General features: G+C 61.7%; 9 protein-coding genes. 7 read left to right on the plus strand and 2 right to left on the minus strand.

Going from position 1 to position 14139, the window contains the following annotated elements; all coding sequences use genetic code 11:
* Positions 1–3: 3 nt before the first annotated feature.
* A complete protein-coding gene (locus tag AC1RBR_RS09530; protein WP_027614029.1) occupies positions 4–1977 on the minus strand; it encodes a MacB family efflux pump subunit in 1974 nt (657 codons plus the stop codon).
* Positions 1978–3150 (minus strand): efflux RND transporter periplasmic adaptor subunit, encoded by a 1173-nt coding sequence (locus AC1RBR_RS09535; protein WP_492564003.1) that lies wholly within the window; start codon positions 3148–3150, stop codon positions 1978–1980.
* 320 nt (positions 3151–3470) lie between these two features.
* On the opposite strand from AC1RBR_RS09535, the gene AC1RBR_RS09540 reads away from it, so the two are divergent.
* The 7 genes from AC1RBR_RS09540 (at position 3471) to AC1RBR_RS09570 (ending at position 14136) form a co-directional block, all read left to right on the plus strand.
* The gene (locus AC1RBR_RS09540; protein ID WP_095138702.1) at positions 3471–3953 is read left to right on the plus strand and encodes a sigma-70 family RNA polymerase sigma factor; all 483 of its coding nucleotides are present in this window, start codon (positions 3471–3473) and stop codon (positions 3951–3953) included.
* A gap of 134 nt (positions 3954–4087) precedes the next feature.
* Positions 4088–5425 carry a lysine N(6)-hydroxylase/L-ornithine N(5)-oxygenase family protein gene (locus AC1RBR_RS09545; protein ID WP_115985748.1) on the plus strand — a complete coding sequence of 446 codons (1338 nt, stop codon included), beginning with the start codon at positions 4088–4090 and terminating at the stop codon, positions 5423–5425.
* Between the two features lie 580 nt (positions 5426–6005).
* A complete protein-coding gene (gene mgtA, locus AC1RBR_RS09550) occupies positions 6006–8705 on the plus strand; it encodes a magnesium-translocating P-type ATPase (protein ID WP_492564006.1) in 2700 nt (899 codons plus the stop codon).
* A 141-nt stretch (positions 8706–8846) separates the two neighbouring features.
* Positions 8847–9563 (plus strand): MgtC/SapB family protein, encoded by a 717-nt coding sequence (locus AC1RBR_RS09555; protein WP_095138705.1) that lies wholly within the window; start codon positions 8847–8849, stop codon positions 9561–9563.
* 135 nt (positions 9564–9698) lie between these two features.
* Entirely contained in the window at positions 9699–10133 is a 435-nt protein-coding gene (locus AC1RBR_RS09560) for a chemotaxis protein CheY (protein ID WP_115985746.1), read from the plus strand.
* 143 nt (positions 10134–10276) lie between these two features.
* Entirely contained in the window at positions 10277–10909 is a 633-nt protein-coding gene (locus AC1RBR_RS09565; RefSeq protein WP_492564007.1) for a response regulator, read from the plus strand.
* A gap of 8 nt (positions 10910–10917) precedes the next feature.
* Complete coding sequence (locus tag AC1RBR_RS09570; RefSeq protein ID WP_492564008.1) at positions 10918–14136, plus strand: transporter substrate-binding domain-containing protein; 3219 nt, start codon at positions 10918–10920, stop codon at positions 14134–14136.
* The last annotated feature ends 3 nt before the right edge of the window (positions 14137–14139 follow it).

A 14139-nucleotide genomic window follows, 5' to 3' on the forward strand; every position in this document is an offset into this window, starting at 1 on the left:
CGATCATTCACTGGTAAGGGCCGTGACCGGGTCGAGCCGGGCAGCTTTGCGGGCAGGCATGAAGCCGAAGACAACACCGGTGACCAGGGCGCAGCCGAACGCGCCGAGTACCGCCATCAAGGAAAAGGCTACGGCCACTTCGCTGAGGATCAGCACGCCACCGACGATCAGCGCCAGGGCGATCCCGGCAATGCCGCCGACCACCGAGAGCATCACCGCTTCGGTGAGGAACTGGCGGAGGATGTCGCGCTGGCGGGCGCCGGTGGCCATGCGAATGCCGATCTCGCGAGTCCGCTCGCGCACGGTCATGAGCATGATGTTCATCACGCCGATGCCGCCGACCAGCAGCGAAATCGCGGCAATCGAGCCGAGCATCAGCGACAGGGTGTTCTGGGTGCGCGCCTCGGCCTGAATCATGGCGGCATTGTTGGTCAGTTCGAAATCCTTCTTGCCGTTGTGCAGGCGCAGCATCAGTTGCTCGATGGCCTGCTCGGTGTCCTTGACCTTGCGCGCGTCGGCGGCGGCGATGGCCACGTATTCCGGATTGCGCGTGCCGAACAGCCGAACGCTGGCCGCCGAATAGGGGATGGCGATGCGATTGTCGCTGTCGGAGTCGCCGGAGCTGGCGCCCTTTTCGGCGAGCACGCCGACCACCTGGAACGGTACATTCTCGATCAGGATGAACTGGCCGATCGGGTTCGGCACGTCCTTGAGCAGTTTGCTGCGCACCTTGTGGCCGATCACCGCGACGGCTGCAGCATTCTGCTCATCGGCCTCGGTGAAGTAACTGCCTTGCACCACCGGCCAGTTGAAGATCGCCGGAAAGTTGGTGTCGTTGCCGCCGACGTAACTCAGGTGGTCGGCATTGCCGTAACGCACGCCGGCCTCGGCGCCGTTGACCGGCATGATCCGCTGCACTTGCGGCAGGCTTGCCAGCGCGTGCACATCATCGAGGGTGATGATCCCCGGCGGCGTGCGCGGATTCGGCGCCGATCCGCTCAGGTAAATGATGTTCGAACCGAAGGCGCCCATCTGCGCCATCACCTGGCGTTTGCTGCCTTCGCCGACCGCCAGCATGACCACCACCGACGCCACGCCGATGATGATCCCGAGCAGGGTCAGTGCGGTGCGAAAGCGGTTGATCCACATCACTCGCCACGCGGCATGCAGAGCGTCGACCAGTTCGCCTTTCCAGGCGCCGGTGGCTTCGGCGCCGTCGGCCAGACGCTGGCGCAGATCCACCGCTTGCAGGGCGCCGGGGTTGGCGCTGGTCTGGGCGTGGGGATTGTCGCGGGCGCTGTCGCTGATGATCAGGCCGTCGCGGATTTCGATGATGCGTTTGGCCCGGGCTGCGACTTCGCGGTCGTGGGTGATGAGGATCACCACGTGGCCCTGGCTCGCCAGTTCATCGAGCAGCGCCATCACTTCTTTGCCGCTGTGGCTGTCGAGGGCGCCGGTGGGTTCGTCGGCGAGGATGATGTGGCCGCCGTTCATCAACGCCCGGGCAATCGACACCCGTTGCTGTTGGCCACCGGACAGCTGATGCGGGCGGTTGCCGGTGCGCGAGGCCAGGCCGAGTCGGTCGAGCAGGGCGGCGGCGCGGGCGTGACGCTCGGCGGCCGGGGTGCCGGCATAGATCGCCGGCATCTCGACGTTTTCCTGGGCCGAGCCGGACGGAATCAGGTGATAGCCCTGGAACACAAATCCAAAGGCTTCGCGGCGCAGCCAGGCCAGCTCGTCGCTGTCGAGGCCGGCGACGTTTTCCCCGGCAAAGCGATACTCGCCGGAGGTCGGCCGGTCGAGGCAGCCGAGGATGTTCATCAGGGTCGATTTGCCGGAGCCGGAAGCGCCGACAATCGCCACGAATTCACCGGCGTGGATCGACAGGTCGATGCCGCGCAGCACGTGCACTTCAGGTGCATCGCCACCACCGTAGGATTTACGAATGTCCTGCAGGTCGATCAGAGGCGTTTGCATTTAGCCTCCGCTGCCGTCGACCGGGCCGATCAACAGGTGATCGCCTTCATTGAGGCCGTCGACGATCTGCACCTTGAGCCGGTCGCTGATGCCGGTGCGCACCTCGCGCTGCTGAATCTCGCCGTTGGCCGCCACCACCTGAGCGGTTTGCAGGTTGGCCGTGGTGCTGCCCTGCAACGCGGCGACCGGCGCGGTGAGCACGCCTTTGGCCTGATTGGCGACAAAAAACACCTGAGTGGTCATCTCGGCCATCAAGGCGTTGTCGGCGTTATCGACGTCAAGCAAAACCGTGTACAGCACAACGCGGGCGCTGCCGCTTTTGCTGGTGCTGGCCGGGCTGCCGCCGCCTTGGCTGGTCTGATCCAGCGGCTTGGGCGGCACCGGCAGGATCTGCCGCACGGTGCTGCTCCAGCGCCGCTGGCCGCCGCTGAGGGTGGTGAAGTAGGCGGTCATGCCCGGTTTGACGTGACCGATGTCGGCCTCGGAAACCTCGGCCCACACGGTCATCGGTGACAGCTTGGCGATACGCAGGATCAGCGGCGTCTGCTGTTGCGCGTTGAGGGTCTGGCCTTCGCGGGCGTCGAGGGCAACCACGGTGCCGGCCATCGGCGCGTAGATCCGCGTGTAGCCGAGTTCAGCCTGATCGCTGCGCAGACTGGCCTCGGCCTGGCGGATCTGCGCCTGGAACATGTCGATGCGCGCCTGAGTGGCTTTCAATTCTGCACGGGCGGTCTGCACGTCTTCTTCACGGGTGGCGCCGCCGGCGACGAGATTTTGCTGCCGCTGATACTTTTGCCGCGCCAGTTCATGCTGGGCGCGCTGCTCCTGCAATTGCGCCTTGAGGTTTTCGATCGAGAAGCGCCCGGCATCGAGTTTGGCCTTCTGCGTGGACGGATCAATCTCCACCAGCAGTTGACCTTCCTTGACCACGTCGCCGACTTCCACGTGGATCTTCTGGATCTGCCCGGAGGCCTGCGCACCGACATCGACATATCGGCGCGGTTGCAGGGTGCCCAGTGCGGTGACGCTGCTTTCGATGTCGCCACGGCTGACTTGCACGGTGGCGAAGCGGTCGCGGCCCGGCGGCATGATTTGCCACGCGGCGTAGGCAACAACGGGAATCAGACAAAGGACTGCGAGCAGGGCGCGTCGAGCGGGGCGGGGACGTTTCATGCAGGGTTCCGGCCAGTGGAATTCGGCCCGTCGTCCGGCTGCACGCCACAGCGCGCAGCCGCTGAACGCTGTCGCAGGGCGCGACAGACACGGGGAGCTGTCCTGTAAACGATGAATGCACAGGGGAATTTAAGCGAAGACACAGGATGTTACAGGTATAGAACGGCACTATTTAGCGGGCAACGACAAACGCCACTTTAAATCTATATGAGAATTACTATAAATTACGCACCTCAGTTGCCACTATCTTGCTACCCGTGTTCGCGGGCCGTCGATCAGTGTGCTCAAGGATCGAATCCGCATCGATGCGGCCGGGAGTCATGTTGGAAAACTACTATCGCGAGCTGGTGTGTTTCCTGAACGCCAAGCTCGGCAACCGTCAGGTCGCCGAAGATGTGGTGCATGACGCTTATGTGCGCGTACTGGAACGCTCCAGCGACACGCCCATCGAGCAGCCGCGGGCGTTTCTTTATCGCACGGCGCTGAATCTGGTGATCGACGATCATCGGCGCAACGCCTTGCGTCAGGTCGAACCGCTGGAAGTGCTCGACAACGAAGAGCGCTATTTCACCCCGTCGCCCCACGGTACCCTCGATCACGGCCAGCGTCTGGAGATGCTCCAGCGCGCACTGGCGGAATTGTCGCCGCTGTGTCGCGACAGTTTTCTGCTGCGCAAGATCGAAGGCCTGTCGCACCCGCAGATCGCCGAACATCTGGGGATTTCCAAGGCACTGGTGGAAAAACACATCGTCAACGCGATGAAGCATTGCCGCCTGCGCATCAAGCAATGGGATGCCCATTGAGCCGCCATCGCTAAATTTTATTTCACTGTCCTCGTTCCTACTCAACAGACGACCTGCTGTCCTGCTCAAGGCCAGTCGGGTCACTTAGGCTCTCCTTTCCCCTTGTTGAGGGGTTCATCCAGAGGACACTGGAAATGACTCAGGCAATTGCATCGCCCATCGTTCACGACCTGATCGGCGTCGGTTTCGGCCCTTCGAACCTGGCGCTGGCCATCGCTCTGCAAGAGCGCGGCCCGACCCACGGCGAGCTGGATGTGCTGTTCCTCGACAAGCAGGCCGACTACAGCTGGCACGGCAACACTCTTTCGACCCAAAGCGAATTGCAGATTTCCTTCCTCAAGGATCTGGTGACCCTGCGCAACCCGACCAGCCCGTACTCGTTCGTCAATTACCTGAAGGCCCACGGCCGTCTGGTCGACTTCATCAACCTCGGTACCTTTTACCCGTGCCGCATGGAGTACAACGACTACCTGCGCTGGGTTGCCGGGCAGTTCACCGAGCAGAGCCGCTATGGCGAAGAAGTGCTGACCATCGAACCGGTGCTGCACAACCATCAGGTTGAAGCGCTGCGCGTGATCTCCCGCGACAGCGAAGGCCAGCAGTTCGTGCGCACTGCGCGTTCGGTGGTGGTCAGTGCCGGCGGCACGCCGCGGATTCCTGAAGCTTTCAAGGCGCTGAAGGGCGACAGCCGCGTGTTCCACCACTCGCAGTATCTGTCGCAGATGGCCAAGCAGCCGTGCGTGAACAATCAACCGATGAGCATCGCAATCATCGGCGGCGGGCAGAGCGCGGCGGAAGCCTTCATCGATCTGAACGATTCGTTCCCGTCGGTGCAGGTCGACATGATCCTGCGCGGCTCGGCGCTCAAGCCTGCGGACGACAGCCCGTTCGTCAACGAAGTGTTCTCGCCGGAGTTCACCGATCTGGTGTTCCAGCAAAACAGCGCCGAGCGTGAGCGGCTGGTCAACGAGTACCACAACACCAACTACTCGGTGGTCGACATCGACCTGATCGAACGCATCTATGGCATCTTCTATCGCCAGAAAGTCTCGGGTATCGCCCGTCATGCGTTCCGTACCCTGACCACTGTGGAAAGTGCCACCGCCACCGAGCGCGGCATCGAACTGGCGGTGCGCAACAACGCCACCGGCGAAGTCACCGTGCGTATCTACGACGCCGTGGTCCTGGCCACCGGTTATGAGCGGCAGATGCACCGCAAACTGTTGGCACCGCTGGAAGAATACCTCGGTGATTTCGAGGTCGATCGCAACTACAAACTGATCACCGACGAACGCTGCAAGGCCGGCCTGTACATGCAGGGCTTCTGCCAGGCCAGCCATGGTCTGAGCGATACGTTGCTGTCGGTGTTGCCGGTGCGTGCCGACGAGATTGCCGGGTCGCTGTATGAGCATGGCAAGAACCGTGGGCACAGCCGTTCGATGGCGGATCTGCTGTTGGCGACTGCCAGCTGATTCTGTAGCGCCTGACACACCGCTTTCGCGAGCAAGCCCGCTCCCACACTGGTTCTCTGCTGACCACAAAATCTGTGTTCAATGAAGATCCCCTGTGGGAGCGGGCTTGCTCGCGAAGGGGCCCTTCAGCAATACCGCAAAACTCATTCCTGAACCCTTCCTGAACATCCCCGACACACCTTCTTTCACGGGTTTACTCTCCAATCATCGAGGCGTAAGCTTCGCGCGTTTTCATCAATAGCGGAGACCCACAGTGGGTACTTGTTCGAGTGACAGTTGTCGGCCGGTCTCGGTAACCGGCAGATTCTCGGCAAGATAACGCGCAGCCTTTCTCTGCCGTTGTCTCGCCGTAAAGCGAGCAGCGGCATCCCGATCATGGTCAGTTGAGACCATGTCCCGACGTCCTTCTCATCGACACTGAACGTATGTGATTTCGACCGTGTGCTCGCGATCGCAAACCTATCGACACGCCTGTCTTTTCTGACCGGCGCGCCAAGCCTTGCCGTGCCGGATTTTCCGGTGAACGAGGCATGCTCGTACCTGCTCGACGGTTTCCCGGCTGACCATAGGGGCAACAGCCATGAAACTTACGCTCAAGGAATTTTTCGCAGGCTTCCTGCGTACACGCCACATCGCCCGGCACTTCCGTCGTCTGGCGCTGCTGGAATCGATCACCGACACCACGGTCAGCCGTGAAGTGCCGCCAACCCTGGCCAATACCCTGGTTGATGCGGCCCAGCGTGACAGCGGGGAACTGCTGTCGTCACTGGGTACCCACGCCGATGGCCTGACCGACTTTGAGGTCGATGCACTGCGCGCGCAGCACGGCCTCAACGAAGTCGAACACGAGCAGCCGCTGCCGTGGTGGACTCACCTGTGGCACTGCTACAAAAACCCGTTCAACCTGCTGCTGACGTTGTTGGCGGTGATCTCGTGGCTGACCGAAGACCTGAAAGCCGCCACGGTGATTTTCTCCATGGTGGTGCTGTCGACGCTGCTGCGCTTCTGGCAGGAAAGCAAATCCAACCAGGCCGCCGACGCGCTCAAGGCGATGGTCAGCAACACCGCCACGGTGATGCGCCGCGACGAGCCGCGCATCGAACTGCCGATCAAGCAACTGGTGCCGGGCGATCTGATCGTACTGTCGGCCGGCGACATGATTCCCGCCGACTGCCGGGTGCTCAGCGCCAAGGATTTGTTCGTCAGCCAGGCGGCGATGACCGGTGAATCGATGCCGGTGGAAAAATTCGCCCGGCAGGCCGACCGCGACACGCGCAACCCGCTGGAGCTGGAGAACATCCTGTTCATGGGCACCAACGTGGTGTCCGGCACGGCGGTGGCAGTGATTCTCACCACGGGCAACAGCACCTATTTCGGCGCGTTGGCGCAGCGGGTCGGCGCCACTGACCGCGCGGTGACCTCGTTCCAGCTGGGCGTGAACAAAGTCAGCTGGCTGCTGATCCGCTTCATGTTCGTGATGGCGCCGCTGGTGCTGTTCATCAACGGTTTCACCAAGGGCGACTGGACCGAAGCGCTGCTGTTCGCGCTGTCGATTGCCGTGGGTCTGACCCCGGAAATGCTACCGATGATCGTCACCTCGACGCTGGCCAAAGGTGCGGTGTTCCTGTCGCGCAAGAAGGTCATCGTCAAACGTCTGGACGCGATCCAGAACTTCGGCGCCATGGACGTGCTATGCACCGACAAGACCGGCACCCTGACCCAGGACAAGATCTTCCTCGCGCGCAATGTCGATGTCTGGGGTGAAGACTCTGACGATGTGCTGGAAAAGGCCTACCTCAACAGCTACTACCAGACCGGGCTGAAAAACCTGCTCGACGTGGCGGTGCTGGAACACGTGGAAATCCATCGTGAACTGAAGGTCGGCACGGCATTTCGCAAGGTCGATGAGATCCCGTTCGACTTCAACCGTCGGCGCATGTCGGTGGTCGTGGAGGGGCGTGGCGAACCGCATCTGCTGATCTGCAAAGGTGCGGTGGAAGAAGTGCTGGCGGTGTGCACCCGCGTGCAGCACGGCGACGTCGAAGAAGCCTTGAGCGATGAATTGCTGACCCGGATTCGTCAGGTCACCGCAGCATTCAACGCTGAGGGCTTGCGCGTGGTGGCGGTGGCTGCCCGCTCGATGCCGGCAGGTCGCGACACTTACAGCCTGGCGGATGAGCAGGAGCTGACGCTGATCGGTTACGTGGCATTCCTCGATCCACCGAAGGAAAGCACCGCGCCGGCGCTCAAGGCGCTGGCCGAACACGGCGTGGCGGTCAAAGTGCTGACCGGTGACAACGAACTTGTGACCGCCAAGATCTGCCGCGAAGTCGGTCTGGCGCAACAGGGCTTGCTGCTGGGCAACGACATCGAGCGCATGAGCGACGCCGAGCTGGCCGTGGCGGTAGAAAAAACCAACGTGTTCGCCAAACTGACGCCGTCGCACAAGGAACGCATCGTGCGCATCCTCAAAGGCAACGGGCATGTGGTCGGCTTCATGGGCGACGGCATCAACGACGCGCCGGCGTTGCGCACTGCCGACATCGGGATCTCGGTAGACAGCGCGGTGGACATCGCCAAGGAAGCCGCCGATATCATCCTCCTGGAAAAGAGCCTGATGGTGCTGGAGGAGGGCGTGCTCGAAGGGCGCCGCACCTTCGCCAACATGCTCAAGTACATCAAGATGACTGCCAGTTCCAACTTCGGCAACGTGTTCTCGGTGCTGGTCGCCAGTGCGTTCATTCCGTTCCTGCCGATGCTGCCGATGCACCTGCTGGTACAGAACCTGCTCTACGACATTTCGCAGATCGCGATTCCGTTCGACAACGTCGATGACGAGATGCTGAAAAAGCCGCAACGCTGGCAGCCGGCGGATGTTGGACGCTTCATGCTGTTCTTCGGGCCGATCAGTTCGATCTTTGACATCACCACGTTCGCCTTGATGTGGTACCTGTTCGATGCCAACACCCCGGATCACCAGACGCTGTTCCAGTCCGGCTGGTTCGTGGTGGGCTTGCTGACCCAGACGCTGATCGTGCACATGATCCGCACGCCGAAGATCCCATTCCTGCAAAGCCGCGCAGCCATGCCGCTGCTGGTGATGACCGGAATCATCATGGCGGTCGGGATCTTCCTGCCGATGGGGCCGCTGGCCAACTACTTCAAACTGCAGGCGCTGCCGTCGCTGTACTTCGTGTTCCTGCCGATGATCCTGCTGGCGTACATGGCGCTGACCCAGGCGGTGAAAGGCTTCTACATCCGCCGGTTCGGCTGGCAATAACAACAGGACACGCTGTTCCCTCTGTAGGAGTGAGCCTGCTCGCGATGGCAATCCGTCAGTCAAAATTTCAACGACTGACACACCGCTATCGCGAGCAGGCTCACTCCTACAGGGGATTGGGATGTTTTCAAGGACAAGACTATGCAAGCCATCAACAACCTCAACCTGACCTCACTGCTCGACACCCTCGTCAGCCTCAGCGCAGCGTTCATCCTCGGTGGCCTGATCGGGTTCGAGCGCCAGTACCGGCAACGCACCGCCGGTCTGCGCACCAACGTGCTGGTGGCGGTCGGCGCGGCGATTTTTGTCGACATGGCCAACCGTCTCGGCGGCGCTGAAGGCGCGGTGCGGGTGGTCGCCTACGTGGTCTCCGGCATCGGCTTTCTCGGCGCCGGGGTGATCATGCGCGAAGAAGGCAACGTGCGCGGCCTCAACACCGCCGCGACCCTGTGGACGTCAGCCGCCGTTGGCGCCTGCGCCGGTGCCGACCTGTTGGCCGAAGCGCTGCTCGGCACGCTGTTCATCCTCGCCGCCAACACGTTGCTGCGGCCGATCGTCAACAACATCAACCGCCAGCCACTGGACGTGGTCTCGGCCGAAGTCACCAACATCGTTTACGTGATCGCCCGGCGCTCGCAGCAGAAAGCCGTGTTCGCCCTGCTCGAAGCCGAGCTGGAACGCAGCAACTACCCGGCCAGCGACGTCGATGTACACGCCTTCGGTGCCGACGAAATCGAGATCGAAGCCACACTGGCAACCACCTCGGTGGACGGTGACGAGCTGGATGCCCTGGTGGCACGGATCTCGACTTCAGCGCTGGTGGTGCAGGCGTTCTGGAGTCCGAGTACCACCGAATAAGGCCACAACGTCGGGCAGCCATTCGGCATGGCTCATGGGTGCGGATGAATGACCGGTTTTTTAGGAAAAGTCCTACAGAACTGCTCCTGAGGCTTGCGTAGTCTTGGCGCACCCATCCACCTCACGAGATCGAGCATGATCAATAAAGCCCTGCGTATCCTGATTGCCGATTCGCAGCATTTTCACCGGATGAAAATCGAGCGCCTGTTCAATGGCCTCGAATACTTCCGGGTTGCTCCGGTACAGAGTCTGTTTGAGCTGCTGACCCTGGTGGACTACGGCTGTGCACCGTTCGACGTCGTGGTCATCAACGCCGAGCTGGCGGCCGGATCGCTGGACCTGCCGGGGTTTTTCCTCAACAACCCGCAGGTGCGCCACGCCCTGATCTATAACGAGCCCTCGGCGCCTGCGCCGACACCCGCAGGCTTTGCTCAGGAAAACCTGCAGATCAGCCATGTCGGCCTGCCCAATGCGGCCGCGATCAAGCACCTGATGGCGCGCGTCGACGTTGCCCCGGTGTGTGCTGCCAATGCCTGGAACCCGGCGCCAGCCTTGCAACGCCGGGCTTGAGCACGAATTACATTTTTGCGCAACTGTCAGATCTGACAGGTAGATACGCCTGGCTTCCCGTGTAACAGTTCTTGCGCAGCCACCCCGGCCGGAACAGCCGATACCGGTGGCGCCATCGTCTTGTTTTTGCCCTGGGAGCGGTCATGAAGTCAGCGCTGATCGTCGACGATCATCCGGTGGTAAGGGCTGCCGTGAAACTCGTACTCGAAGCCGAAAGGTTCAAGGTGATTCACGAAGCATCGAACGCCAGCGAAGCCGTGGAGCTCAGCCGCGAGCACAAGCCGAAACTGGTGGTACTCGATCTCAAGTTGCCGGGAGTCGGCGGACTGGAGGTGCTGGAGCGGCTCAAAGCCACCGACCCCGACTGCAGGGTGCTGATCTTCACTTCTCAGGATCCGCTGCACTATCAGGATCGCTGTCTGCGTAGCGGCGCCATGGGTTACGTGGCTAAAACCAACCAGTTGCTGCAATTGCACAAGGCTGTCCAGGCGCTCATGTCGGGCTACTCCTATTTTGTTGCACTGCTTGATAGCGGCCCTGTGTCGACCCCGTCGCACCGCAGCGAAAAACAGCTGATCGACGAGCTCTCCAACCGAGAGTTGAACATTCTCGTGCAGTTGGCTCTGGGCAAGCCCAACAAGAAAATCGCCGCTGAAATGTTCCTCAGCCACAAGACCGTCAGCACCTACAAAACCCGCTTGATAAAAAAGCTGGGTCTGCACTCAAAGTCAGCGGTGTACTTGCGCGAATTCGCCAAGCGCAACGACTTGATCTGAGTAGCACAGTGAATCTGCGACGCTGGTGGTGCGTGCTGTGGTTGAGCTTCACGGCCACCTGCTGGGCCAGTGAGTCGCCGCAGCCTCTGGAGTTATTGAGCCAGGCCGCACTGGAGAACATTCAGGTTCCGCTCGACCTGCAGGATCAACAGTGGCTACGCCGCCATCCGACGTTGCGCATGGGGATTTCCGGGCCCGATTATCCACCGTTCGAGATCACGCGAAATCGGCAGGAGCTGGAAGGTCTCACCGCCGACTATGCCGAGCTGCTGGCGCAACTGCTCGGGGTGCGGATCGAGGTGCAACGCTACGCCAACCGCGACGCGGTGATGAGCGCACTCAAGCGCGGCGAACTCGATCTGCTGGGCACCTCGAACAATTTCGAGCTGGCCGACCCGGATTTCATCCTGTCGCGCCCTTATGCCGAAGACCAACCGATGCTGGTGACCCGGCTCGACGAAACGTTGCCGGCCGACCTGGCGGGCAAACGCATCGCCATGGTCGAGGACTATCTGCCGCTGGCCAGTGTGCAGTCGTTATATCCCGAGGCGAACGTGCAGCGTTACTCCTCGGCAATGGATGCGCTGGGTGCGGTGGCATTCGGAGTCGATGACGGCTATCTCGGCGACCTGATCAGTGCCAATTACCTGATCAACACCAATTACCGCAATGACCTGCAACTGGCCGGGCCATCGGGCCTGGATGCCAATCCCTTCGGTTTCGCCCTGCTGCGCAGTGAGGTGCGCCTCAAACGCATCATCGACAAGGCGCTGGCGGCCATTCCCATGGAGCGCCGACAGCTTATCGAACAGCGCTGGAGTGCGGGGGGCGCGCACATGGCCGCGCAGTCACGGGTACGCCTCAGTGTCAGCGAGCAGCAGTGGCTGGAGCAACATCCTCGGGTGCGAGTCGGGGTGATCGAGGATTTCGCACCGCTGACATTTTTTGATGCCGACGGGCGATTCAACGGGTTATCGGCGCAGTTGCTCAACCTGATCAGTCAGCGTACCGGGCTGCAATTCGAGTTGGTTCGGGGGCGTTCGCTGGATCGTCAGATTGAGCAGCTCAAGGCCGGTGAACTCGACGTGTTGCCGGTGGTGACCCCGAGCAGCGAACGGGAAACCGAGCTGCAATTCACCCGTGCCTACCTGAATAATCCGTTTGTGCTGGTCAGCGCGACGACGGCCGGCAGCCCGCGCAGCCTCGCCGATCTGCCGGGCAAACGGCTGGCGATTTATCGCGGTCATCCATTGCGCGACTTTATTCTGCAGCAGGTGCCCGGGATCCGTCTGGTGGAGGTGCGCAGCCCGGCCGAGGGCATGGAGCAGATCGCCAAAGGCCAGGCTGACGTGACCGTCAGCTCGCTGCTGGTGGCGCGGTTTCTGATTGCCCGTCATTACCGCGAGCGCCTGCGCATCACCAACACGACTGGCGATCAGCCGGCACGCATTGCCCTGGCGACAGCAGCGCAGGATACGGCGCTGCACACGATTCTGAACAAGGCGCTGCTGAGCATCGCGCCACAACAGATGGACGAACTGGTCGAGCGCTGGAGCCATGACGTGGTCGTGGAAGAGAGCTATTGGCAGCGTCATCGCCGCGAAATCCTGCTGGCGTTTGCCGCTGCGGCAGGGTTGCTGTTGCTGGCCTTGGCCTGGATCGGTTTTCAGCGCTCGCAACTGCGCCAGCGTCAGCAGTGGCTGCAGCAGTTGCAGCAAGCCAAGGATGCCGCCGACGACGCCAATCGGGCCAAGACTACGTTTCTGGCGACCATGAGCCATGAAATCCGCACGCCCATGAATGCCCTGATCGGCATGCTCGAAATGGCCCTCAAACGTGCCGAGGAGGGCGTCATCGACAAGCTGGCAATCGAGGTCGCGTCCGCTGCCGGCCAGCAATTATTGGCGTTGATCGGTGACATTCTCGATATCGCACGCATCGAGTCCGGGCATTTGTCCCTCGCGCCGGAGCGGGCCAATCTGCGTGAACAAGTGATCGCGGTGTGCCGCGTATTCGAGGGGTTGGCGCGGGAGAAACGCCTGCTGTGGCAGGTCGAACTGGATGCGCACAGTGACGTTGAGGTTCTGCTCGACCCGACACGCTTCAAGCAAGTGCTGTCAAACCTGTTGAGCAACGCGATCAAGTTCACCGAGCACGGGCAGGTCAGTCTGCAACTGGCGGTGACCAGGGCGGCGCTTGGCCAGTTGGCCGTGAAACTAGCGATTGCAGACAGCGGAATCGGCATCAGTGCCGATGACCGCAAACGCCTGTTCAGTCCGTTCGTCCAGGCCGCTAATCAAGGCCAGTCAGCGCGTAGCGGTTCGGGGCTGGGCCTGGTGATCAGCCGTAACCTCTGCGAAATGATGGGTGGCACTCTGCGCCTGGACAGCGAGCCGGGGCATGGAACGCGGGTTGAGGTAAACCTGCAGTTGCCGCTGTTGACCGCGCTCGAACCCGAGACGGCAGGCCCGCAAGTGGCGGATACGCCAGCGCGTTCGCTGAGCGTGCTGGTGGTGGACGATCATCCGGTCAACCGCTTGCTCCTGTGCCGGCAATTGAGTGAACTGGGCCACGCTACGGTCGATGTCGAGGATGGTGAGCTGGGCTTGCAGCGCTGGCGAACACAGGCTTTCGATGTGCTGATCACCGATTGCAACATGCCCCGCCGCAACGGTTACGAACTCGCTCGGACACTTCGTGAAGAAGAGGCGGCGAGCGGTCGGGCACGCTGCCTGATCCTCGGCTTTACCGCCAACGCGCAGGTTGAGGAGAAAATCCGTTGTCTTGAGGCCGGCATGGACGATTGTCTGTTCAAGCCGATTCGCTTGCACGATCTGCAACAGGCATTGAAGTCGGCCAGCCGCGGCGACAGTGATCAGCTGTCGAACCCGACACCGCCGCTGCCCGAGATCGACCTGAGCGCGCTTGAGCAGATGGCCGGGGACAATCCTGCAGTGATGCAACGTCTGCGCGAACAAGTGCTGCGCAGTCTGCACGAGGACCTGCAAAAACTGGACGCTGCGCGCCAGCCACAGGATCTGAGCGAATTAACCACCCTGGCGCACCACATCAAGGGCGGTGCGCAAATGGTCGGTGCCGCGCGGGTGGCGGCGGCGTGCGCGGAGCTCGAACAGGCGTGCCGCGACGCCGAAACCCTGGCGGTCCACCGCTCGGCGGATGCGCTGCGCAGGGCTATGCTCGGCCTCGCGCAGCGACTTCAGGACTGAGCG

Source organism: Pseudomonas sp. GW823-FHT01D03, assembly GCF_058798255.1.

What these genes read in the sequence shown, in the direction of transcription:
- AC1RBR_RS09530 (WP_027614029.1), bottom strand. Translation starts at nt 1,977, where the DNA reads ATGCAAACGCCTCTGATCGACCTGCAGGACATTCGTAAATCCTACGGT.
- AC1RBR_RS09535 (WP_492564003.1), bottom strand. Translation starts at nt 3,150, where the DNA reads ATGAAACGTCCCCGCCCCGCTCGACGCGCCCTGCTCGCAGTCCTTTGT.
- AC1RBR_RS09540 (WP_095138702.1), top strand. Translation starts at nt 3,471, where the DNA reads ATGTTGGAAAACTACTATCGCGAGCTGGTGTGTTTCCTGAACGCCAAG.
- AC1RBR_RS09545 (WP_115985748.1), top strand. Translation starts at nt 4,088, where the DNA reads ATGACTCAGGCAATTGCATCGCCCATCGTTCACGACCTGATCGGCGTC.
- mgtA (WP_492564006.1), top strand. Translation starts at nt 6,006, where the DNA reads ATGAAACTTACGCTCAAGGAATTTTTCGCAGGCTTCCTGCGTACACGC.
- AC1RBR_RS09555 (WP_095138705.1), top strand. Translation starts at nt 8,847, where the DNA reads ATGCAAGCCATCAACAACCTCAACCTGACCTCACTGCTCGACACCCTC.
- AC1RBR_RS09560 (WP_115985746.1), top strand. Translation starts at nt 9,699, where the DNA reads ATGATCAATAAAGCCCTGCGTATCCTGATTGCCGATTCGCAGCATTTT.
- AC1RBR_RS09565 (WP_492564007.1), top strand. Translation starts at nt 10,277, where the DNA reads ATGAAGTCAGCGCTGATCGTCGACGATCATCCGGTGGTAAGGGCTGCC.